Here is a 22,725-nt window from a genome sequence, read left to right as displayed (position 1 = left end):
TTTCGAAAAGTTGGTGTATGGCTCAACGCCACAGGCGTGGGCAGGAATCCTATCTGCCGTTAAGGCAGCGTGTCAATTTCGTGAAATTTTTGTGAGTTGTTCGCTATTTTTGGAATAACTCAACAACTTTTGGTTATTTACGCTGGCGGCATACACGGCACGAACAAAGAAACAATTAGATACATATTGGCAAGGCAAGCTAAAAACAACAATTAACAACAGCTAACAATAACCATTACCATTCGCACCATCAAAACTATAACGTACTCTCCACCCTGCCGGACATTTCTCAACCATGCGCTCTCCATGCCGTTTCACACCCTTGAATGTGGGGCTGTGCGCCTTGCTATACGCCGGATTTGGCACCGCTGCCACCGTGCTTCCCGAGTTGTCGATCAGCGCCAGCGAAGCCGACGCCGATGACCCGCGGGTCAAAGATCCGACCACTGCCACCCGCACCTCGACACCTGCACGGTATGTGCCGCAGGCCATTGACTCGGTCAAAACCGGCAACGTGCTCGACTACGGCATCAACCGCTTGGGCGACGCCTTGAGCGGCATTCCCAACGTCAGCAGCACGGGCGATACGCGCTTCGACAGCCTGCGCATTCGGGGTTTCGACGCCAGCAACGACTTCTACCTGGACGGCATTCGCGACGACAGCCAATACGTGCGCGACTTGCACAACATCGAACGTATTGAAGTGCTCAAAGGCCCCGCAGCCGTGCTGTACGGTCGTGGCAGCCAGGGCGGGATCGTCAACCGCGTGAGCAAGGCCCCCCAATTCGGGCGTGCGTCCCGCGTTGAAGTACAGGGCGGCAGCGAAGATTTACGCAGCCTGTACGCCGACCTCAGTACAGACCCCAGCGAAAACCTCAGCCTGCGCCTGAACATGGGCAACGAAGACAAAAACAGCTTTCGCGACCACGTCAGTGGCAACCGCCAGTTGTTCGCACCGTCGATGAACTGGCAAATCACCCCGGACCTGAACTGGCTGGTGCAGTACGAATACGGCCGTTACAACCGCACCCCCGACCGTGGCATCCCGAGCATCAACGGCCGCCCGGCCGATGTCAGCCACAGCACGACCTACGGTGCCAGAAACGACTTTATCGACGATAAAACCCAGAACCTGCGCTCACGCCTGAGCTACGCGTTAAACGATAACTGGCAGCTGCGTCACACCTTGGGCGTCTTCAAACTCGACAGTGATTTCGAAAACACCTACCTGGTGGGCTACGACCCCAAAACCCAACAGGTCAACCGCCAGAGCTGGCACCAAGACCTGAAGACCCGCAATATTTTCAACAATGTCGAAATCGAAGGCGGCTTTGACACCTTCGGCCTGGAGCATCGCCTGCTGACCGGCCTGGAAATCGGCAACCAGCGACGCGACCCCAAGCTCTACCGTGCCACAGGGGTTCCGGCAGTCGACGTGTATCACCCGGACCGCAACCTGCGCCCCACCGGTGCCCTGCAAATCAGCAGCAACAGCCGCAACGAAGTGAACAGCCAAGGCCTGTACGTGCAGGACCAGATTCGCCTCAACGAACACTGGCAAATACTGGCGGGGCTGCGTCATGACCGCTTCGAGATCAAGTCCGAAAACCAAATCACCGGCAAACCTGAAAGCCAAACAAGCAACAGCAACAGCCCACGGGTGGGCGTGGTGTGGACACCGCTTGAACACCACTCGTTTTACGCCTCGTGGACCAAGACCTTCTCGCCCGTGGGCGGCGGGTTGATCGCCATTACCCCCGGTGCCGCCGGCAACGACCTGAGCCCTGAGTTGACGCGCCAGAAAGAGATCGGCGTCAAAAGCGACTGGCTGGACGAACGCCTGAGCACCACGTTGGCGGTGTACGAGCTGGAGCTTTACAACCGGCGCACCAAAGGCCTGATCGACCCCACCATCACGCTGCTTTCCGGCCTGCAGCGTTCACGCGGAGTGGAGTTGACGGCCAGCGGCAAGCTCGGCGGCAATTGGTACATGCGCGGCGGCGTTGGCCTGCAAGACGCCACCGTGGTCAAAGACAACAACGGGTTTGAAGGCAAACGAATCAACGGCGTGGCCAAGCACAATGGCAGCCTGTTCATTACCTGGAAACCGGAAATGGGCTGGTACGCTGAAACGGGCCTGACCCTGGTGGGCCAGCGGTATGCCGACAACCTGAACACCGCCGTGTTACCGGGTTACGGCCGTTGGGACGCGCTGCTGGGCTACCGCGAAACGGACTGGGATGTGCGCGGCGCGCTCACCAACCTCACCGACCGCGCGTATTACGAGTCAGCCACCAGCGCCGCGCAGATCATGCCGGGCGAACCGCGCAGCCTGGTCATGACCGGGACGTACAAGTTCTAAACGCCACCAACCGCTTCGTAGCCTCGCAAAGCTCGTCAACGACTACAGGTAGTCGCTGCCGAAGGCTGCGATCGATTGCGCAGCGGTCGTCAAACCAGAAGCCCGACCTGAAGGGGTGGGCAACGCCTTCGGCAACGGTTTCAGGTTTAGCGCGGGGCCGGTTGTTGCTGGGTCAGGCAGTGAATATTGCCGCCACCCAGCAATAATTCACGGCCCGGCACCATCACCACTTCGTGCTGCGGGAAGAGGTTCTGCAGGATGGCTTTGGCAGGCGCGTCCATCGGGTCATCAAAGCTGGGGGCGATAATGCCGCCGTTGACGATCAGGAAGTTCACGTAAGAACCGGCCAGGCGCTCCGACGGATGACGGTCCTGACTACCCGCCACTTTATCCACACCGTCACACTCTTCTTGCGTGGCGTACATCGGCCCCGGAATCGGCATTTTGTGCACCACAAACGAACGCCCCTTGGCGTCAGTGCTGCTGGCCAATACGGACATTGCCGCGTGGCAACGCACATAGTTAGGGTCGCGCTCGTCGTCGGTCCAGGCCAGCAGCACTTCGCCCGGAGCCACATAACAGCAGAAGTTATCCACATGGCCGTCGGTTTCGTCGTTGAACAGGCCATCCGGCAACCAGATGATCTTATCCACAGCCAATTGCGTGCGCAGCACGTCTTCGATTTCTTCGCGGGACAGGTGCGGGTTGCGGTTACGGTTCATCAGGCATTCAGCCGTGGTGATCAACGTGCCTTCACCGTCGACGTGAATCGAGCCCCCTTCCAACACAAAGCCTTCGGTGTAGTAGCGCGGGCTGCGTTCGATTTCCAGAATTTTGCTGGCCACTTGCTGGTCACGGTTCCACGGGAAGTACAAGCCCCCGTCAAACCCGCCCCACGCGTTGAAGTCCCAGTTCACGCCGCGCACTTCGCCGCTGTGGTTAATGACGAACGTCGGCCCGCTGTCACGCACCCACGCGTCATCGCTGGAGAGTTCGACCACACGAATATTCGGCACATCCAGTTGCGCCCGGGCATTTTCGTACTGCGCCGCCGACACACCCACCGTCACCGGTTCAAAACGCGCAATGGCCTTGGCCACCGCAACATGCGCCGCCTGGGCAGGTTTGCCGCCCAGGCGCCAGTTATCCGGACGCTCAGGCCAGATCATCCAGGTTTGGGTCTGGGGTGCCCATTCAGCCGGCATGTAGAAACCGTCAGCGCGGGGTGAACTGTGCAAAGTGGTCATCAGGATCAAGGCTCCAGGAAACCGTCGAGGAAAAGTAAGGGGCCGTTGGCCAAGGCGCAAACAGCCATCGCCGAAACAGTGGCCGCCCAGCGGTAAGGCGTCAATAGCAGCCCTTTATAACCGATAAATATCTAGAATTAAATTCGCATTCTGGCGTTAACAGCGTTAATAACCGAATTTATACAGATATAAATCGGCATAAATGGCTCATTACACAACGCGGCCTGATCCGTGTGAACGCCGTGCACAGTGCTGCTACTTGCACCACCCCGCACATCCCCACAAGCTATGCGCCATTCGATTAAAGACTGTCAGGGCATCAAGGATTTTCCACATGCGTATTTTAGTGACCGGCGGTGCCGGGTTTATTGGTTCAGCGTTGATCCGTCACCTGATCAACAACACCGCGCACGAAGTGCTCAACCTCGATAAATTGACCTACGCAGGCAACCTCGAATCACTGCAGAGCATTGCCACTGACACTCGTTATGAGTTCGTGCAGGCCGATATCGTTGACCAGGCGGCCGTCAGCGCGGTGATCAACCGTTTCCAGCCCCAAGCCATCATGCACCTGGCGGCCGAGTCCCACGTTGACCGTTCCATCGACGGCCCCTCGGACTTTATCCAGACCAACATTGTCGGCACCTACAGCCTGCTGGAAGCCACCCGCGCGTACTGGTCGACACTCACGGAGCCGGCCAAAAGCGCCTTTCGCTTCCACCATATTTCCACCGACGAAGTGTATGGCGACCTGCACGGGGTTGATGACTTGTTCACCGAAACCACGCCCTACGCGCCCAGCTCGCCGTACTCGGCCAGCAAGGCTGCGTCCGACCACCTGGTGCGCGCCTGGAACCGCACCTACGGCTTGCCGGTGCTGTTGACCAATTGCTCGAACAACTACGGCCCGTTCCACTTCCCGGAAAAACTGATCCCGCTGGTGATCCTCAACGCCTTGGCCGGTAAACCGCTGCCGGTGTATGGCAACGGCCTGCAGGTGCGAGACTGGTTGTTTGTGGAAGACCACGCCCGCGCTTTGCTCAAGGTGGCGACTGAAGGCGTCGTCGGCGAAACCTACAACATTGGCGGTCACAACGAGCAGACCAACATCGACGTGGTGCGCAGCATTTGCGCCCTGCTCGAAGAGCTTGCGCCACAGCGCCCGGCCGGTGTTGCACTGTTCGCGGACCTGATCACTTTCGTGCAGGACCGCCCGGGCCACGACCAGCGCTACGCCATTGACGCCAGCAAGATCGAACGCGAACTGGGCTGGGTGCCTGAAGAAACCTTCAACACCGGCCTGCGCAAAACCGTGCAGTGGTACCTGGACAACCTGGAGTGGTGCAAACGCGTTCAGGACGGCAGCTATCAGGGCCAACGCCTGGGCTTCACCGAAACACGGGATCTGCTGGCATGAGTGGCCGCGCTGCGCCGTTGAAAATCCTTATTACCGGCAAAACCGGCCAGCTCGCCCTTGAGCTGCAAAAACACCTGGCCGACCTGGGCGAACTGGTGGTGCTGGGCCGTGATGAGCTTGACCTGAGCCAACCCGCGCAAATCCGGGCCCAAGTCCGCGCCCACTCGCCCGACTTGATCATTAACGCCGCCGCCCACACCGCAGTTGATCAAGCTGAAAGTGAGCCCGAGCTGGCCTTCGCCATCAATGCCACGGCACCCGGAATCCTGGCTGAAGAAGCCAAAGCCCTGGGCATCCCGCTGATTCACTTCTCTACCGATTACGTGTTCGACGGCCGCAAGCCTGCGCCCTACACCGAAGAGGATCCCCCCCACCCGCTGGGCGTCTACGGCCAAAGCAAACTCGCGGGCGAGCAGGCCATCGCGGCCACCGGCGCGCAACATCTGACGCTGCGCACCAGCTGGGTGTATTCGTGCCACGGCAAGAACTTTCTGCTAACCATGCAACGCTTGCTGCAAGAGCGGCCGGAGTTGCGTGTGGTGGCCGACCAGGTGGGTGCACCGACCTGGGCCGGCACCCTGGCCCAGAGCACACGCACGTTGATCCAGCGCTGGCAGGCCGGTGAAGCCGGCGCGTGGGGCACCTATCACCTGACGGCACGGGGCGAGACATCCTGGTTCGGCTTTACTCAGGCCATTGCTCAAACGTTGACCGCCCAAGGCAAGGTCTGCGCCACCCTGCACCCGATTCCGGCGAGCGACTACCCCACCCCCGCCGCACGCCCGCAAAACTCGCGTCTGGATTGCAGCCGGTTAGCGCGTGAATGGCGCGTCACCCCGCCGGACTGGCTGAGCGCCCTGCATGAGTGCCTGGCCGAGCAGCCACACTGATGCCCGATTGTTCGCGATCTTTGAAAGATCAAAAGATCGCGAGCACGCTCGCGCCTACCGGGCTGGGTATACTGCGGCGTACTCTTGCAGCGCAGCGTCCCGATGATAACCACCGCCTCAGCCCCTCGCAGACCCCGCTGGCGTAGCCTGGCCTTTCTGGCCTTGTGCCTCGCCCCTTTGCTGTGGCCGCTGCAACACTTGGCCGAGCGTTATTACCGCAGCGAATTGGTCGGGCAAAACCGTCAGACCCTGGACCTGTACGTCGCCAACCTGCTAGGCACCCTGCACCGCTATGAAGTGCTGCCGCAAATCCTGGGTGAACTGCCCGTGTTGCGCACCTTGATCGACAACCCGGATGACCCGCAAACCCTGGCCACCGCCAACCAGCTACTGAGTGAAATCAGCACCCAGACCGGGGCCGAGGTCATGTACCTGGTAGACGCCGACGGCAACACCATCGCCACGTCGAACTGGGACAAAAAAGACAGCTTTATTGGCCGCAACTTCGCGTTTCGCCCCTACTTCAGCGAAGCCATGCAAGGCCATCTGGGCCGTTTCTTCGGCCTGGGGACCACGTCCGGCAAGCGCGGTTATTACTTTGCCGCCCCCGTGGTCGAAGGCGATAAAAAGCTCGGGGTGCTGGTGGTCAAGGTCGACCTCGACCACACCGAACAACTGTGGGGCCATACGCCTGAACAACTGCTGGTGACCGACCATAACGGCGTCGTCATCCTCACCTCTCGCCCTGGCTGGCGCTTTAGAGCCACCCGCGCGCTCTCACAAGAGGAACGCCAGGCCATTTTCGCCATCCTGCCGTACCCGACCCGCGACCCCAAGCCGCTGAACCTCGACCTGGACGCCTGGCTGGTGCAAACGCAAAAAATCAGCGAGACCGGCTGGAGCGTCAACATTCTGGCCCCGCGCACCTTGATCGACCGCCCGGTACGCACCGTGCTGGCCATTGGCGGCGCGACCTTATTGGTGATCATGCTACTGATCGGTTTGATGATGCAGCGCCGCCGCCATTACCTGGACCGTATCGCCTTTGAAGGCAAGGCCCGGCGCGAGTTGGAAACCCGTGTGGCCGAACGTACCAGCGAGCTGGAAGGCCTCAACCGCCGCCTGCGCGAGGAAGTGCTGGAACGTGAACACGCGCAGCAGGAACTGGTGCGCGCCCAGGATGACCTGGTGCAGGCGGGTAAATTGTCCGCGCTGGGCACCATGTCGGCCAGCATCAGCCACGAACTGAACCAGCCGCTGGCGGCCATTCGCAGTTATGCCGAAAATGCCGAAAAACTGCTCGACCATGAGCGCACCGACGACGCCCGCGGCAACCTTAAGCTGATCAACGAACTGACCGGGCGCATGGCCTCGATCATTGCCCATCTGCGCGCCTTTGCCCGCCGTGATCGCCATGCGCCGGAGAGCGTTGCCCTGCAACCGGCCCTGGATGATGCGTTGGCCTTGCTGGCCAAGCGACGACGCAGCATGGAAGTCGAGCTGATGCGCGACTTGCCCGCCGCCACGTTGTGGGTCGAAGCCGGAGAAACCCGCCTGCGCCAGGTGCTGGGCAACTTGCTGGCCAACGCACTCGACGCCCTCACGGAAAAAGGCCCGCCCCGGCGACTGTGGATCAGTGCCCAAGCCACGGCTGACGGCGTCACACTGTACATTCGCGATAACGGCCCGGGGTTTTGCCTGGAAGCACTGGGCCGCGCGGGCGAGCCGTTCTACACCACCAAGACCCGCACCCAGGGCCTGGGCTTGGGCCTGGCCATTTGCGACACGCTGACCCGTGCCTTTGGCGGTGAATTACTGTTTGCCAACCACAAGGAGGGCGGTGCCCTGATTACCCTGCGATTGCGCGCCGGTGCACCCGGCGTGAGCCTGCAAGCTTCCGAGGACTCACGATCATGAGCCAACCCATTGACCCGCGTGTGCAGGTCATCCTGATCGATGACGATCCCCATCTGCGCCAAGCGCTGTATCAAACCCTGGACCTGGCCGGCCTCAACGTGTTGCCGCTGCCTGAAGCCACCGGGCTGGCCGAACGCATTGCCAAGGACTGGCCGGGCGTGGTGGTCAGTGACATTCGCATGCCGGGCATGGACGGTCTGGAACTGCTGGCCCAACTCCACGGCCAAGACCCGGATTTGCCGGTGCTGTTGATCACCGGCCATGGCGACGTCCCGCTCGCGGTGCAAGCCATGCGCGCCGGCGCGTACGACTTTCTGGAAAAGCCCTTTGCCACCGATGCCCTGCTCGACAGCGTGCGCCGGGCGCTGGCCTTGCGGGCGCTGGTGCTGGACAACCGTAGCCTGCGGCTGGCCTTGAGCGACCGTCAGCAACTGAGCACGCGGCTGGTGGGGTTGTCCGCCCCCATGCTGCGGTTGCGCGAGCAAATCGGGGCACTGGCGGCCACCAAAGCCGACGTGTTGATCCTGGGTGAGACCGGTTCCGGCAAGGAAGTGGTGGCCCGGGCGCTGCATGACCTGTCGAGCCGCCGCAACGGCCCGTTTGTGGCGATCAACGCCGGCGCGCTGGCCGAATCGGTGGTCGAAAGCGAGCTGTTCGGCCATGAACCCGGTGCCTTTACCGGCGCGCAAAAACGCCGCATCGGCAAATTCGAATTTGCCAATGGCGGCACGCTGTTTCTCGATGAAATCGAAAGCATGAGCCTGGATGTGCAAGTCAAATTGCTGCGCATGCTGCAAGAGCGCGTGGTTGAGCGGCTGGGCGGTAACCAGTTGATCCCGCTGGATATCCGGGTGATCGCCGCCACCAAGGAAGACTTGCGTCAGGCGGCCGACCAAGGCCGGTTCCGCGCTGACTTGTACTACCGGCTAAACGTCGCCCCGCTGCGCATCGCCCCGTTGCGCGAGCGCGGTGACGACGTACTGATGCTGTTCAAATACTTTGCCGACGAAGCCAGCGCCCGTCATGGCGTCACCCATAACGTGCTGCAACCAGCGCAACGCGGGCTGTTGCTGCGCCACACCTGGCCCGGCAACGTGCGCGAGTTGCAAAACGTCGCGGAACGCTTTGCTCTGGGCCTTGAACTGGCGCTGGACGACAACGCGACCGAAGCCGATCACCCCACCAGCCTGGAGACCTCAGGCAAATTGAGTGAGCAAGTCGAACAGTTTGAGAAAGGCCTGATCGCCGCCGAACTCGCCCGCACCCACAGCTCAATGCGCACGCTGGCCGAAGCCTTGGGCGTGCCGCGCAAAACCTTGCATGACAAACTGCGCAAATATGGGTTGAGCTTCGAGAGTGGCAGCCACGCCCACACTGACGAATCTGATTAAAGAGCGCCCTGCATGAACCGCGACAGTTGCTACCTGGAGTCCGTCCTTCATCACGATATCCCGCTCACCCGCGAGATGGGCCTCACCGTGCTCGACTGGCAGGCCGGGCAGTTGCGCCTGCGCCTGCCGCTGGCGGCCAATATCAACCACAAGAGCACCATGTTCGGCGGCAGCCTGTACTGCGGCGCGGTACTGGCGGGTTGGGGCTGGCTGCACTTGAGCCTGCGCGAGGCAGGCATTGATGAGGGGCATATCGTGATTCAGGAAGGCCACATCAGCTACCCGCTGCCTGTGACCCAAGACGCCATTGTGCTGTGTGATGCGCCGGATGAAGCGGCCTGGAAAAAATTTCTGGCCATGTACACCCGCCATGGCCGCGCCCGGCTGACGCTCGCTACACGGGTTATCAATGCTGAAGGCGAAGCGGATGCGGTACGGTTTAGCGGCCAGTACGTGTTGCACCGCTAACCCGTGCCCATGAAAAAGCGCCCCACACAGACTGAAGGAGCGAGCTTGCTCGCACCTTCAGTTAGCGGCGCGCTAATGCCAGCAATGGGGCACGCCATGGCGCTTTGGCGGGTAACGCCAGGAAAAAATCATTGAGCAGCGATTCCCGCGGCGGGTAGCTGAAGGGCTGGCCATCCAGCTGCAACACCACACCGCCCGCACCTTCCAGCACACCTTGCGCCGCCGCCGTGTCCCACTGCGATGTCGGGGCCAAACGGGGGTAACAATCCGCTGCCCCTTCCGCCAGCAGGCAAAACTTCAACGAGCTACCGATCGTGGCCAGCTTCAACGGGCCTACACACGCCTCCAACCCCGCCAGCAGACGCTCTTGCTCAGGGCTGGAATGCCGACGACTGGCCACCACGGTCAGCGCCTCACCCTCAGGTGGCGTATGACGCACGCTGATGGGTACCACGCCATCGGCATCCTCGCGCCAGGCACCCAAGCCCTCACCGCCGTAGTAACACCGTCGGCTGGTGGGCATCGAGACCACGCCAAACACCACGCGCCCGTGTTCGATCAACGCCACGTTGACAGTGAACTCTTCACTGCCCGAAATAAACTCTTTGGTGCCATCCAGCGGGTCTACCAACCACCAGCGCGTCCAGCCAGCACGCACGCTTTGCGGGATGTTGGCGTCTTCTTCGGACAGCACCGGAATGTCCGGTGCCAGCGCTGTCAGGCCATCCAGCAAAATATGGTGCGCGGCCAGGTCGGCGGCCGTCACGGGGGAATCGTCGGCCTTGGCGGTCACGGCCACATCGGCGCGCCAGAACGGCAGAATCGCGTCCCCCGCTTTATGGGCCAGTGTGATCACGCCTTTGAGCAGGGTGTCGATAGAAACACTCATGGCTGAAACAAACCGCGTTGGGTCAGCAGATCACGCGTCAAATACAACGCCGCCAATGCACGGCCTTCGCTGAATTGCGGGTTTTGAACCAGTGTCGACAAATCGCGCAAACTAATCTTTTCGACCCGCATCGGCTCCGGCTCGTCGCCTTCCAACCGTTCTTCATACAGATCGGTGGCCAGCACCACCTGGATTTTCTGGCTCATGTAACCCGGCGACAACGACAGCTCGGTCAGGTGTTCCAACTGGCGGGCACCATAGCCGGCCTCTTCTTTCAACTCACGCTCGGCCGCCGCCAGAATGTCTTCGCCCGGCTCAATCAAGCCTTTGGGCAGCGACACTTCATACTCGTCGGTTCCGCCGCAGTACTCTTCGACCAAAATGACGTGCTCTTCGTCGAGCATCGCCACAATCATGACTGCGCCATAACCGTTGCCGCGCCCCACCAGCCGTTCGTAAGTGCGTTCAACGCCATTGGAGAAACGCAACTGGACAGCCTCGACCCGAAACAATCGGCTACTGGCAACAATTTCACGGGCAAGTACGGTGGGTTTTTGGCGCATAGCGGGTCCTCAATATGAACGGGTTACTATACCCCGGCTTTTCCGATTGTCTGTGTCGGAAATTTTTCTACTGCGGGAGAAGTTTTGCATGACAGCGTTACCTTGGCGCGACATTGATACCGTTCTGCTGGACATGGACGGCACGCTGCTCGACCTGCACTACGACAACCACTTTTGGCTCGAACACCTGCCGCAGCGCTATGCCGACCTGCATGGCATCAGCCGCGCCCTGGCCGACCTGGAACTGACGCCCCTGTTTGAAAACAACGCAGGGCAATTGAAGTGGTACTGCCTGGATTTCTGGAGCAGCGAGTTGAAAATCCCGGTGCGTGAACTCAAGCTTGAAACGGCGCACCTGATTGCTCTGCGCCCGGATGCAGACACTTTTTTAGCGGCGATCAAACAAGCAGGCAAGCGGGTAATTTTGATCACCAACGCGCACCGTGATTCGTTGTCATTGAAGCTGGAGCGCATCGAACTGGCACCGTATTTCGAGCGCCTGATCAGCTCCCACGATTACGGTTTCCCCAAAGAAAGCCCGGCGTTTTGGGATGCCCTGCAAGCCGACATTGGCTTTGACCCGAGCCGCAGCCTGTTTATCGATGACACCTTGCCGATTCTGCGCAGCGCCCGTGCATTTGGCATCGGCCACTTGCTGGCGGTTAAACAGCCGGACAGCAAAAAAGGCCCGAAGGACACCGAAGAGTTCGCCGCGCTGGGGGATTATCGCGAGTTGCTGGAAGGGCTCTAAATCACGGGCCTGTAGGAGCGAGCTTGCTCGCGATCGTTTGAAAAGATCGCGAGCAATCGAGCGTCAACCGGCTGCTCCTACCCTGGATAGGGTGCCCACAAAATTGCGGGATCCTTCACACAGTTTTGCCAATTGCTGCGGTTGCAATACGCCCCCTATAGTCAGCGCTCGCCCAAATGGGCGACCGGGTTTGGCGACTTGGAAGGTGCTAAGAATTGCTATATGAGGCGGAGCGTGTATTTTGCTCGCTGTGCTTTATGGCTGCTGTGCGCGGGAGATCTTCGGATCTGCCGGGTTTTTCTTAGCTTTGACCGGTTCGCCAACCCGCGTACAGTGGCCACCTGTTTTCGTTTGGCGACGAAAACAAATGGCTCAACGCCAAAGCAAAGAGATATTCCTATGACTAATTGCGCCCATATCCCGCTCACCGCCATCGACTGCCTCAGCCCCGCCTTACTCATCGACCGCAACGCCCCACTCGACGTCTTGCACGCCAATGCCATCGCTCGCGTACTGGCGGTGACTCAATTGATGGAAACCTTCTCCAGCCGCGACGTCCAGAGCGCTGACGGTGTCGACCTCAAACACCTCGCCACCACCGCCACGATCTTGCTGCGCGACGGCTGCGACCTGCTCAATGTTTTAGGCTGGCGCTTACAGCCAACCTAACCCAGCCATTGTAGGAGCGAGCTTGCTCGCGATCGTTTGATCTGGCTTTTGATCTATGGGCCCCCTTAAACCACGCTGGCCGAACGCAGGTTTTGCGCAGTGGGTAACCCGGCAGGACGCCGGGTTAGCTGCGACACGGCCAAGGATGGCCGATCGCGGCGGCCCACGGAGCAAAGCCTGTGTGAGGGTATGCCGAGCCACTGCGAGGCACCGAGTGGTAGGGGGCATAAGCGTTTGGCCACTTTGCGCTTTACGCCGTGCCACTTTGCGCTTTTCAAAGTGGCACGGCGTAAAGCCGGAACCTTAGGTGGCCGTGACCACAGCAATGGATAGGCCGAAGACAGGGCGGCACCGCTTTTAAAGATCAACAGATCGCGAGCAAGCTCGCTCCTACGCGCGTGAACGCCGACGTGCTTTTGATCTATGGGCCCCCTTAAACCACGCTGGCCGAACGCAGGTTTTGCGCAGTGGGTAACCCGGCAGGACGCCGGATTAGCCGCGACACGGCCAGGGATGGCCGATCGCGGCGTGCCCACGGAGCAAAGCCTGTGGTGAGGGCATGCCGAGCCACAATACGGCTCGCTCCTACCGCGTTCAGGTTACTCAGGAATACGCAGCGTCTGCCCTGGGTAAATTTTGTTCACGTCTTTGAGCAGCGGTTTGTTGGCTTCAAAGATTTTGTTGTACTGGTTGGCATCGCCATACACCTGCAGCGAAATCGCGCTCAGGGTGTCACCTTTTTTCACCACGACAAAACGCGAAGCCACAACGGTCGGCCCGGTCACGGTGATCTGGTCGTCAACACTGGCCACGCCCTCAATGTTGCCGGCCGCCAGAATGATTTTTTCTTTCTCTTCCTGGGTAGCCACCTCGCCGCTGAGGGTAATTTTGTCGCCCTCCACCTCGGCTTTGATATTAGGATTGCCCAACCCCACCTCCGCTACGTGCTTTTTGAGTTCGTCCGAGGCATTGGCATTACCCGGTGTAAACAGGTGGGCTAGTTTTTCACCTGCTTCTTTCACAAAGCTTAATAGGCTCATCGGTCACGCTCCAAGGTTGAAAATATCCTGAGACCTGAGCGTAGACCATCATTGCTGGAGCAACGATGGACATCAAACAGCTGAAATTCCTCATTGCCCTGGATGAAACCCGGCATTTCGGCCAGGCCGCTGCCCGTTGCCATATCACCCAACCCACGCTATCGATGCGCCTGCGCAGCCTTGAGCAAGAACTCGACCTGCAACTGGTCAATCGCGGCCAACGCTTCGAAAGCTTTACCGCCCCCGGCGAGCGGGTGCTGGCCTGGGCCAAAACCGTGTTGGCCGCCTACGATGGCCTGCTGGCCGAGGCAGCCGCCTGTCGGGGTAATCTGGTCGGTACGCTACGGTTGGGCGTGGTACCGCTGTCGAGTTTTGATCCGCTGCTTTTAATGCAGCGTCTGCACCTCGACCACCCTGAACTGCGCTTCGAACTGTCAGCCCTCAGCTCCGAGCAGATGATTGAACAACTGGCCAGCAACCGGCTGGACGTGGGCGTGTCCTATCTGGACCATCTCGACCACGAGCGTTTTGACTCTCTGCCCCTCGGTGATACCCGCATGGGGTTACTTTACGACCAGCGGTATTTCAGCTTTGGCGAGCAGCCCTTGAGCTGGCAAGCCCTGATTGAGTTACCCCTGGCCTTGCTCAGTGGCGGTATGCACTTTCGCCAATCCATTGACCACAATTTCCATAGCCGGGGCCTCACGCCGCAACCACTGCTGCAAACCGATGCGGTCCATCAACTGCTGCAAGCGGTTCACGGGGGGCTCTGCTGTGCGGTGATGCCGCTTGAAGGCGGGCTTGAAGCGCTCACAGACAACTTGCGCCTGCACCCTATCGAAGACGCGAAAACCCTGTCGCCACTGGGCTTGATCATGCGGCGCGAGGCCCCGCGATCGGCACTCGCTGAAGCCTGTTTTGCCCTGTATAAAAAATCACTCGCCCTCGACTGATCAGCGCGGTCTATCAATGGATCAACGCTAGCGATTAGACGCGACGCAGTGTCGCGCCTACGCTAACGGTTGGATTGATCATCGGTACAGCTTATGAACGCCAAGCGCCCACAGTGCGCGGCGCCTGTCTCTGATTCGCCCGCGCCCGCTGCCAGTCAGCATTATCACTACGTCACGCTGGACCACAGCAGCGGTGCCGAAACCGCCTTGGCCGAAGAAGTGGCGCTGGCCATTGCCTACAACGGCATCAGCCAGGCCGTGATGCTCGTCACCCCCACTGACCTTGAAGACTTTATTGTCGGCTTCAGCCTGGGCAGCGGCATTATCGAAGACCCTGCCGACATCTATGACCTTACGCTCACGGGTGCCGGTTCGGCCCATTACGCGCAGGTCGAAATCGCCAGCCGCGCCTTCTGGAACCTCAAGCAGCAACGCCGCCAACTGGCCGGCACCAGCGGCTGCGGCTTGTGCGGTGTCGAAGCCGTTGAACAGGCGCTGCCGGACCTCAGCGTATTGCCCGGCGCGCCGTTGCCGCCGGCGCAATGGCTCGACGGTTTGCGCCAGCGCATTAGCGAATTCCAACCATTGGGCATGCACTGCGGTGCCGTGCACGCTGCGGTGTACATGGACGGCCATGGCCGGCTGCTGATGGGCCGCGAAGACATTGGCCGCCATAACGCTCTCGACAAATTGATCGGTGCGCTGGTTCGCCAACAGATCGACCTGGCCGGTGGCACCGCCATCGTCACCAGCCGTTGCAGCCTTGAACTGATTCAAAAAGTGTTGCGCGCCGGAATCCAGACCCTCATCAGCCTGTCCTCGCCCACCGGCCTGGCCGTGCAATGGGCTCGGCGTCACAACCTCAACCTTATTCATCTGCCGCAAAAAAGCGCGCCGCGTGTGTACAGCCCGGTGCAGGAGAACCCCTCGTGAGCACTCACCATCAAGCCGATAAAACCCCGACGCCACGCTACAAGCCCTACAAAGGCCCAGCCGGCGGCTGGGGAGCGCTGATCAGTGTGGCGCAAGCCTGGTTGACCAGCGACAACGCCCTGAAAAACCTGCGCATGATGCTCAAGACCAACCAGAACGGCGGCTTTGACTGCCCCGGTTGTGCTTGGGGTGATTCGCCGGAAAGCGGCCTGATCAAGTTTTGCGAAAACGGTGCCAAAGCCGTGAACTGGGAAGCGACCAAACGCCGGGTAGACCCCGCGTTCTTCGCCAAGCACAGCGTCAGCGCCTTGCTGGAGCAAAGCGACTACTGGCTGGAGTATCAAGGCCGCCTGACCGAGCCCATGCGCTACAACGCCGAAACAGACCGCTACGAACCCATCAGTTGGGACGCCGCTTTCGCGTTGATTGCCAAGCATCTGCACAGTCTGTCCAGCCCCAATGAAGCCGAGTTCTACACCTCGGGCCGGGCGAGCAACGAAGCCGCTTATCTGTATCAATTGTTTGTGCGTTCGCTGGGCAGCAACAACTTCCCGGACTGTTCAAACATGTGCCACGAGGCCAGCGGCGTAGCCCTGGCGCAAAGTATCGGGGTGGGCAAAGGCACCGTGACCTTTGATGACTTCGAACATGCTGACACCATTTTTGTACTCGGGCAGAACCCCGGCACCAACCACCCGCGCATGCTTGAACCGTTGCGTGAAGCAGTCAACCGCGGTGCCCAGGTGATCTGCGTCAACCCGCTCAAAGAGCGTGGGCTGGAGCGCTTCCAACACCCGCAGCACCCGCTGGAAATGCTCACCAACGGCGACCGCCCAACCAATACCGCCTACCTGCGCCCCGCACTGGGCGGCGACATGGCGTTGCTGCGCGGCATGGCCAAGTTTCTGTTGCAGTGGGAGCGCGACGCCCAAGCGGCGGGCGAGCCTGCCGTGTTTGACCACGCCTTTTTGAATGAGCACACCGCAGGCCTTCTCGATTACCTTTCGACCGTGGATGACACCTCGTGGGAACACATCGTCGAGCAGTCCGGGCTGCCCCTCGTCGAGGTCGAACGGGCCGCGCGCATGTACCTCAAGGGCAAGAGCGTGATCATGTGCTGGGCGATGGGCATCACCCAACACCGGCACTCGGTGCAAACCATTCAGGAAATCGCCAGCCTGATGCTGTTGCGCGGCAACATCGGCCGACCTGGCGCGGGCCTGTGCCCGGTACGGGGCCACAGTAACGTGCAAGGCGACCGCACGATGGGCATTAACGAACGCCCACCGGTGGCCTTTCTCGATGCCCTGGAGCGCCGGTTCGACTTCAAGGTGCCGCGTGAAAACGGCCACAACGTGGTTGAAGCCATCCACGCGATGCTGGAAGGCCGCGCCAAGGTCTTTATCGCCCTGGGCGGCAACTTTGCCCAGGCCACGCCCGACAGCCCGCGCACCGCACAAGCCCTGCGCAACTGCGACCTGACCGTGCAGATCAGCACCAAGCTCAACCGCAGCCACCTCATGCATGGCAAAGAAGCGCTGATTTTGCCGTGCCTGGGCCGTACCGACATCGATATCCAGGCCGAAGGCCCGCAAGCCGTCACCGTTGAAGACTCATTCAGCATGGTGCACGCCTCCAACGGGCAGTTGCAGCCACTGTCCAGTCATATGCGCTCCGAGCCTGCGATCATTGCCGGCATCGCCGCCGCAACCCTGGGCACCCAACCGATTGACTGGAATTGGGCGGTCGCCGATTACAGCCGTATCCGCGACCTGATCGCAGACACCATTCCAGGCTTCAAAGACTTCAACACACGCCTCAAAAACCCGGGTGGGTTCTACCTCGGCAACTCGGCCGGCGCGCGCCAGTGGAACACCCCGACCCAACGCGCCAACTTCCGGGTCAACGCCTTGCCACAGGACTTGGTCGACGCCCGCACCCGCGCCACCGGTCGGCTGCCAGACCTGATCCTGCAATCGATGCGCTCACACGACCAGTACAACACCACCATTTATGGCCTTGATGACCGCTATCGCGGGGTCAAAGGGCAACGTGACGTGCTGTTTGCGAACGAAGCCGACATCATCCGTCTGGGCTTCAAGCCGGGGCAGAAAGTTGACATCGTTTCAATCTGGAATGACACCGTCGAGCGCCGAGTCAAGAACTTCACCTTGCTGGCGTTTGATATTCCGGCCGGCCAAGCGGCGGCGTACTACCCCGAAGTGAACCCGCTGGTGCCGCTGGAAAGCACCGGCGACGGCAGCCATACGCCCACCTCCAAGTTCGTGGCCATTTACCTTGAAGCGGCGAGCCCATCGGCGCTGATCATGGCCAAAGCGAGCTGACCCGCGCCTAGAGAAAATCAAGATACAAAAAAGGCCGTTTTCGCAAGAAAACGGCCTTTTCGTATCCAGTAAAAGACCACCGGAAATTCATTAAGTTCCCTATAAAAAACAATAACTTATACAACTGTGTACACGTCGTGTTACTGGTCGGATTTCGATTGTAACCAATCGCGAGTGGCCTCAGGATCGCGCCGTCATCCTTTTGTAGGCTCACCTATGAAGCTCACCTCGATTCTCTTGTTATCCCTTGGTCTGGCCAGTGGCATGGCCTCGGCGGGCGGCACCACTGAAGCCGGTGTAGGCGGCGCATTAGGCGGGGTGCTCGGCGCGGTGGTCGGCCAACAACTCGGCGGTACCACGGGTTCGGCCATCGGTGCCGGTGTTGGCGGTGCGGCGGGCAGTGCCGTCGGTGCCGACAAGCGCAGCCGGGGCGAAGCCGCCATTGGCGGTGCGCTGGGTGCAGCAGGCGGCAATGTTCTGGGCCACAGCATGGGCGGCACCACAGGCGGATTGGTCGGCGCAGCCGCCGGCGGTGGCGCAGGCGGTGCTCTGGGCAACTACATGGGCAATAAAAGCGACGCCGATGATCGCCGCTACCGCGACCGCGATAACCGCCGCTATTACCGAGACGACCACCGCGGTCGAGGCCATGCCTACGGCCATCGCAAGAAAAATAAACACCGTCACGACTGAGTCATCAAAAACGGGAGCCCAAGGGCTCCCTTTTTTTGGATCGCCACACGGCTGCCGCGCCATTTTGTTTCAATGCATTACGCCCGTCCTCTCTGGGGTCATCATGCAGGCTGCATGGTTGCACGCAACCCGTAAAAATATAACCAACTGATATCTATAGACTTTTAATCAGATCATTGATTGGCACAGCCCCTGCAATGCCTTAAGTGAAGACTGCATTCCTCATCACTTCAGGAGTACAACAACAATGATCGGGACGACCGAGCACTATCCTGGTAACCAGCCAGACACCCGCGGACAATCCGGTGTTTCCTGGGCTGCCATTTTTGCAGGCGCGGCGGCCGCCGCTGCACTTTCTCTCCTGTTGATCATGCTGGGTGCCGGGTTGGGCTTCTCGGCCGTTTCACCGTGGGCGGGGGAAGGTATCGGTGCCAAAGGGCTGGGCATCACGGCCATCGTGTGGCTCGCAGTGACCCAAATCATTGCCTCGGGCATGGGCGGTTACCTGGCCGGTCGCCTGCGAGTCAAATGGGCCGATATGCACGGCGATGAAGTGTACTTTCGCGACACCGCGCACGGCTTTTTGTCATGGGCTGTGGCCATGTTGGTCACGGCGACCCTGATCGCAGGTTCGGCCAGCAGCATCATCGGCAGCGGCGTTCAAGCCACCGCCAGAGTGGCCTCAGGTGCGGTGACCGCCGCAGCCAGTGCCGCTGGCAGCAAAGCCCATGACGGTAGCGACCCCACCTCCGACTACTTCATTGACTCGCTGTTTCGCGATGACCGTGGCACCGCCGTCAGCGAAGACGCTGCTCACGGCGTTGTCAGCCGCATCTTCTTACGCAGCCTGAGCAATGAAGGACAAATGGCCGCCGAAGACCGCTCCTACCTCGCTCAGATTGTGGCGCAACGAACCAACCTGACGCAGCCAGAAGCCGAGCAGCGGGTCAATGAGGTGTATGCCAAAGCCCATCAAGCCATTGCCGATGCCAAGGTCAAAGCCAAGGAAACTGCAGATGCAGCCGCTAAAGCCGCCGCCTGGACCACCCTGTGGATGTTCCTGTCGCTGTTGATCGGCGCATTCTTTGCCAGCCTGTGCGCCACCTTTGGCGGTCGTCGCCGTGACGCCGTGACCTACCTCAATAACCCGACAGTCACCCGTTAATACTGGAGAATAAAAATGCGCTCACTCCTGTTGTTTTTCCTCGGCATTCCTATCCCGATCATCATTCTGATTGCGCTGTTTGTTCACTGACAGCCGCGTAACCTGAAAACGGCCTTCATTGCGAAGGCCGTTTTTTATCGCCGCTCAAACCGGCAGGCAGGTCGTGGACTTGATCTCGGACAGCGCCACGATGGAGTTCACCTCCTGAATACCCGGCACCATCGACAGTTTTTCAAAGAAGAATCGCTCATAGGCTTCGATGTCTGCTGTCACGATACGCAACAGAAAATCCACCGCCCCCATCAGCACATAACACTCCAGTACTTCGGGAAAACCACGTATTGCTTCGGTGAACTCCGTGAAATTGGAACGGCCGTGGGCGTTGAGTTTGATCTCGGCAAAAATCTGCGTGTTGAGGCCAATTTTTTTGCGATCCAGCAATGTCACTTGCCCGCGAATAATGCCCTCGTCTTTCATTCGCTGAATGCGCCGCCAGCACGGGGATTGTGACAACCCCACCTGTTCAGCGATCTGCGCGCTGGATAACGAAGCATCTTCTTGTAACAGCGCCAGAATGCGGCGGTCATAAGCGTCCAGCTCGCCTTGCATAAAAATACCTTCAAGCAAATTAATGACGAATTATCCAAGTCTACATTTCGAATAAACACTGCATTTTAGATAAAAAAACCCCTGGCAACGTGTAAATATTTCTCCTGCCCAATCAGGAGTTATTTCATGTCGCCTCTGGAAGCCAACCCTTCGCCCCGCCCCGACGTATGGGCCAGCAATACGGCCCCTTGCCCGGTGCTCTTTCAGATCCAGGCCGAGGCCGAGCCCGACGTACTGTGCCGCGTCCTTAACCTGTTCGCCTTGCAGCAACTGCTACCCCAACACGTCGAACTGATTCGCGACGGCGACACGCTGAGTATTGAAATCCTGAGCGACGAACAAAGCTGGCACCGTGCCTTGGTGATCGGTGAAAAACTGCGCAACTTGGTCAGTGTCTTCGACACGCAACTGCGACCCGCCCAGTTGGCCAGGACCTCGGCCATTCACCTGTCGAGGTAACAGCTCGCAACCATTGAAAACACGGTGCTGAACGCGCACGACTAGGCTTTGACACTTACGGCCAGACAAGGACTGTTTGAGCCGATGCCTAAAGGAGCTTTCATGTACCGCGCGTGCCCCCCTGACCGCTGGCTGGACCTCAACGACCTGCTCAGCGAACTGCTTGCTCAAGGCCGTCTTCAGCAAAGCTGCGCCGAACAGGCGTTGATCAATGGCCGAACAACACCCGATAGCACCGTTCACCCCCTGGTTTTTTTGTCTGGGCAACAGCTCAAGGACATCAGCCGCCCCGGCAAAACACTCGATCTGGAAACCTTGACCTGTTGGCTGGCGCAACACTGCAAACAGCCTTACTTGCGCATTGACCCGCTGAAGATTGAGGTCGCCACAGTGACCGGGCTCATGTCATTTGCTTTTGCTCAGCGCCACAAAATCCTTGCCGTTGCGGCCGATGAACACTCGATCACCATCGCCAGTGCGCAGCCTTGGGTCAGTGGTTGGGAGGCCGATTTGAAACAGGTACTCAAGCGCCCCATCCACCGAGTGGTTGCCAACCCCCTGGAGATTCAGCGCCTGAGCGTGGAGTTTTATCAACTGGCCAGGTCTGTCACCGGTGCCACGCTTAACGATCAAAGCGGTCGCGCTTGCAGCCCGCCCGAACAGGCGCTCAATGTGGGGGGCGACGAAGAGCCGGACAGCGACGATGCACCCATCGTCAAAATCGTCGACTGGTTGTTTCACTACGCGTTCGAGCAACGGGCCAGCGACATCCACATTGAGCCACGTCGTGAGCACGGCTGTGTGCGCTTTCGTATCGACGGAGTGCTGCATAACGTCTATCAGCTCCCGCCACAGGTCACTGTGGCGGTCGTGAGCCGCCTTAAAAGCCTGGGCCGGATGAATGTCGCGGAAAAGCGCAAACCTCAGGATGGTCGCGTTAACACCCAGTCACCTGCCGGGGCAGAGGTCGAATTACGGCTCGCGACGCTGCCGACGGCCTTCGGCGAAAAAATGGTAATGCGTCTCTTCGACCCGCAAGTGCTGCTTAAAACATTCGACCAATTGGGCTTTACCGCTGAAGACTTGCAGCGCTGGCAACACATCACCGCCCAACCCAACGGCATCATCTTGATTACCGGCCCCACCGGCTCCGGTAAAACCAGCACGCTGTATGCCACGCTAAAGCAACTGGCAACCCCGCAGATCAACCTCTGTACCCTTGAAGACCCCATCGAGATGATTGAACCCGCGTTTAATCAGATGCAGGTACAGCCCTCTATTGACCTGACGTTTGCCAGTGGCGTTCGGGCTCTGATGCGTCAGGACCCGGACATCATCATGCTGGGCGAAATACGCGACCTTGAGACCGCCGAAATGGCCATTCAGGCCGCATTGACCGGGCACCTGGTACTGTCGACGCTGCACACCAATGATGCCCCCAGCGCCATCAGTCGCCTGCAAGAACTCGGCGTGGCGACATATTTAATCAAGGCCACCCTGCTGGGCGTCATGGCGCAAAGGCTGGTCAGAACTCTGTGCCCTGACTGCAAAACCGCATGCCCGGTAACCCCGGCTGACTGGCATGCGTTCGCGCCGACCTGGGCGCGCCCGGTGCCTGCAAACACTTGCCGGGCGATCGGGTGCGCGGAATGTCGCGGTACCGGTTACCGCGGCCGCGCTGGCGTGTACGAAATCATGACCATGAACCCGCAGCTCAGTGCCTCGATTGGCCCACACACCGACGTTAAAGCACTGCATGCCCAGGCCTGTGCCGAGGGCATGCAGTCGCTAAGGCTGGCGGCCGCTCAACGTGTGGCCGCTGGCACAACAACACTGGAGGAAGCCTTAAGGGTGACACCCCACACTTCGTCGGGAAACCCGCAAAGAATATGAGCAATAGCTGCTTCAATGCGATGGGGCGCGGAACTTGACTGACGCCGACGCGATCAAACCTGTCAGTTAAC

20 protein-coding genes are annotated in these 22,725 nt (G+C 59.8%); 15 read left to right on the top strand and 5 right to left on the bottom strand.

The window, feature by feature from the left end; genetic code table 11:
• Positions 1-295 precede the first annotated feature (295 nt).
• On the top strand, positions 296-2,362 hold the full coding sequence (locus Q1W15_RS18795; RefSeq protein ID WP_300730894.1) for a TonB-dependent siderophore receptor: 2,067 nt from the start codon (positions 296-298) through the stop codon (positions 2,360-2,362).
• A 146-nt stretch (positions 2,363-2,508) separates the two neighbouring features.
• On the opposite strand, the gene aguA is transcribed toward Q1W15_RS18795, so the two are convergent.
• Positions 2,509-3,609 carry an agmatine deiminase gene (gene aguA, locus Q1W15_RS18790; protein ID WP_300730893.1) on the bottom strand — a complete coding sequence of 367 codons (1,101 nt, stop codon included), beginning with the start codon at positions 3,607-3,609 and terminating at the stop codon, positions 2,509-2,511.
• A gap of 334 nt (positions 3,610-3,943) precedes the next feature.
• On the opposite strand from aguA, the gene rfbB reads away from it, so the two are divergent.
• The 5 genes from rfbB to Q1W15_RS18765 all read left to right on the top strand — a co-directional run bounded on the left by rfbB (position 3,944) and on the right by Q1W15_RS18765 (position 9,692).
• Positions 3,944-5,026 (top strand): dTDP-glucose 4,6-dehydratase, encoded by a 1,083-nt coding sequence (rfbB, locus tag Q1W15_RS18785; RefSeq protein ID WP_300730892.1) that lies wholly within the window; start codon positions 3,944-3,946, stop codon positions 5,024-5,026.
• Positions 5,023-5,916 carry a dTDP-4-dehydrorhamnose reductase gene (gene rfbD / locus Q1W15_RS18780; RefSeq protein ID WP_300730891.1) on the top strand — a complete coding sequence of 298 codons (894 nt, stop codon included), beginning with the start codon at positions 5,023-5,025 and terminating at the stop codon, positions 5,914-5,916. Before rfbB ends, rfbD begins: the two co-directional genes overlap by 4 nt.
• A 102-nt stretch (positions 5,917-6,018) precedes the next feature.
• A complete protein-coding gene (locus tag Q1W15_RS18775; protein WP_300730890.1) occupies positions 6,019-7,833 on the top strand; it encodes an ATP-binding protein in 1,815 nt (604 codons plus the stop codon).
• Positions 7,830-9,224 carry a sigma-54 dependent transcriptional regulator gene (locus Q1W15_RS18770; RefSeq protein WP_300730889.1) on the top strand — a complete coding sequence of 465 codons (1,395 nt, stop codon included), beginning with the start codon at positions 7,830-7,832 and terminating at the stop codon, positions 9,222-9,224. Before Q1W15_RS18775 ends, Q1W15_RS18770 begins: the two co-directional genes overlap by 4 nt.
• 12 nt (positions 9,225-9,236) lie before the next feature.
• Positions 9,237-9,692, top strand: a complete 456-nt coding sequence (locus Q1W15_RS18765; protein WP_300730888.1) for a YiiD C-terminal domain-containing protein — start codon at positions 9,237-9,239, stop codon at positions 9,690-9,692.
• Between the two features lie 61 nt (positions 9,693-9,753).
• On the opposite strand, the gene cysQ is transcribed toward Q1W15_RS18765, so the two are convergent.
• Positions 9,754-10,581 carry a 3'(2'),5'-bisphosphate nucleotidase CysQ gene (gene cysQ, locus Q1W15_RS18760; RefSeq protein ID WP_300730887.1) on the bottom strand — a complete coding sequence of 276 codons (828 nt, stop codon included), beginning with the start codon at positions 10,579-10,581 and terminating at the stop codon, positions 9,754-9,756.
• On the bottom strand, positions 10,578-11,144 hold the full coding sequence (gene nudE, locus Q1W15_RS18755) for an ADP compounds hydrolase NudE (RefSeq protein ID WP_300730886.1): 567 nt from the start codon (positions 11,142-11,144) through the stop codon (positions 10,578-10,580). Before nudE ends, cysQ begins: the two co-directional genes overlap by 4 nt.
• Positions 11,145-11,232: 88 nt before the next feature.
• Here nudE and yrfG point away from each other — a divergent pair, with 88 nt between their 5' ends.
• The gene (yrfG, locus tag Q1W15_RS18750) at positions 11,233-11,895 is read left to right on the top strand and encodes a GMP/IMP nucleotidase (RefSeq protein WP_300730885.1); all 663 of its coding nucleotides are present in this window, start codon (positions 11,233-11,235) and stop codon (positions 11,893-11,895) included.
• A 399-nt stretch (positions 11,896-12,294) separates the two neighbouring features.
• Entirely contained in the window at positions 12,295-12,564 is a 270-nt protein-coding gene (locus tag Q1W15_RS18745; protein ID WP_300730884.1) for a short-chain dehydrogenase, read from the top strand.
• Between the two features lie 599 nt (positions 12,565-13,163).
• Here Q1W15_RS18745 and lysM read toward each other — a convergent pair.
• Entirely contained in the window at positions 13,164-13,604 is a 441-nt protein-coding gene (lysM, locus tag Q1W15_RS18740; RefSeq protein WP_300730883.1) for a peptidoglycan-binding protein LysM, read from the bottom strand.
• Positions 13,605-13,669: 65 nt separating this feature from the next.
• Here lysM and Q1W15_RS18735 point away from each other — a divergent pair, with 65 nt between their 5' ends.
• The 5 genes from Q1W15_RS18735 (at position 13,670) to Q1W15_RS18715 (ending at position 19,693) form a co-directional block, all read left to right on the top strand.
• Positions 13,670-14,557 carry a LysR family transcriptional regulator gene (locus tag Q1W15_RS18735; protein WP_300730882.1) on the top strand — a complete coding sequence of 296 codons (888 nt, stop codon included), beginning with the start codon at positions 13,670-13,672 and terminating at the stop codon, positions 14,555-14,557.
• Positions 14,558-14,650: 93 nt separating this feature from the next.
• Positions 14,651-15,490 carry a formate dehydrogenase accessory sulfurtransferase FdhD gene (gene fdhD / locus Q1W15_RS18730; protein WP_300730881.1) on the top strand — a complete coding sequence of 280 codons (840 nt, stop codon included), beginning with the start codon at positions 14,651-14,653 and terminating at the stop codon, positions 15,488-15,490.
• The gene (locus Q1W15_RS18725) at positions 15,487-17,835 is read left to right on the top strand and encodes an FdhF/YdeP family oxidoreductase (protein ID WP_300730880.1); all 2,349 of its coding nucleotides are present in this window, start codon (positions 15,487-15,489) and stop codon (positions 17,833-17,835) included. The genes fdhD and Q1W15_RS18725 overlap by 4 nt, the downstream gene beginning before the upstream one ends.
• A 216-nt stretch (positions 17,836-18,051) precedes the next feature.
• Positions 18,052-18,528 (top strand): hypothetical protein, encoded by a 477-nt coding sequence (locus Q1W15_RS18720; protein ID WP_300730879.1) that lies wholly within the window; start codon positions 18,052-18,054, stop codon positions 18,526-18,528.
• Positions 18,529-18,775: 247 nt separating this feature from the next.
• On the top strand, positions 18,776-19,693 hold the full coding sequence (locus tag Q1W15_RS18715; RefSeq protein WP_300730878.1) for a hypothetical protein: 918 nt from the start codon (positions 18,776-18,778) through the stop codon (positions 19,691-19,693).
• 144 nt (positions 19,694-19,837) lie between these two features.
• Here the strand turns inward: Q1W15_RS18715 and Q1W15_RS18710 are convergent, their stop codons facing one another.
• A complete protein-coding gene (locus Q1W15_RS18710; RefSeq protein WP_153434863.1) occupies positions 19,838-20,302 on the bottom strand; it encodes an Lrp/AsnC family transcriptional regulator in 465 nt (154 codons plus the stop codon).
• A 126-nt stretch (positions 20,303-20,428) separates the two neighbouring features.
• Between Q1W15_RS18710 and Q1W15_RS18705 the strand changes: the two genes are divergently transcribed.
• Positions 20,429-20,761, top strand: a complete 333-nt coding sequence (locus Q1W15_RS18705; RefSeq protein ID WP_300730877.1) for a hypothetical protein — start codon at positions 20,429-20,431, stop codon at positions 20,759-20,761.
• 102 nt (positions 20,762-20,863) lie between these two features.
• Positions 20,864-22,654: a GspE/PulE family protein gene (locus Q1W15_RS18700; RefSeq protein WP_300730876.1), complete on the top strand. Its 1,791-nt coding sequence runs from the start codon at positions 20,864-20,866 to the stop codon at positions 22,652-22,654.
• Positions 22,655-22,725: the final 71 nt, after the last annotated feature.

The sequence above is a fragment of the Pseudomonas sp. genome (assembly GCF_030150285.1).
Lineage (GTDB): Bacteria > Pseudomonadota > Gammaproteobacteria > Pseudomonadales > Pseudomonadaceae > Aquipseudomonas.
Note: the sequence above shows the minus strand (reverse complement) of the source record. Positions and strands in the feature narration are given on the sequence as shown.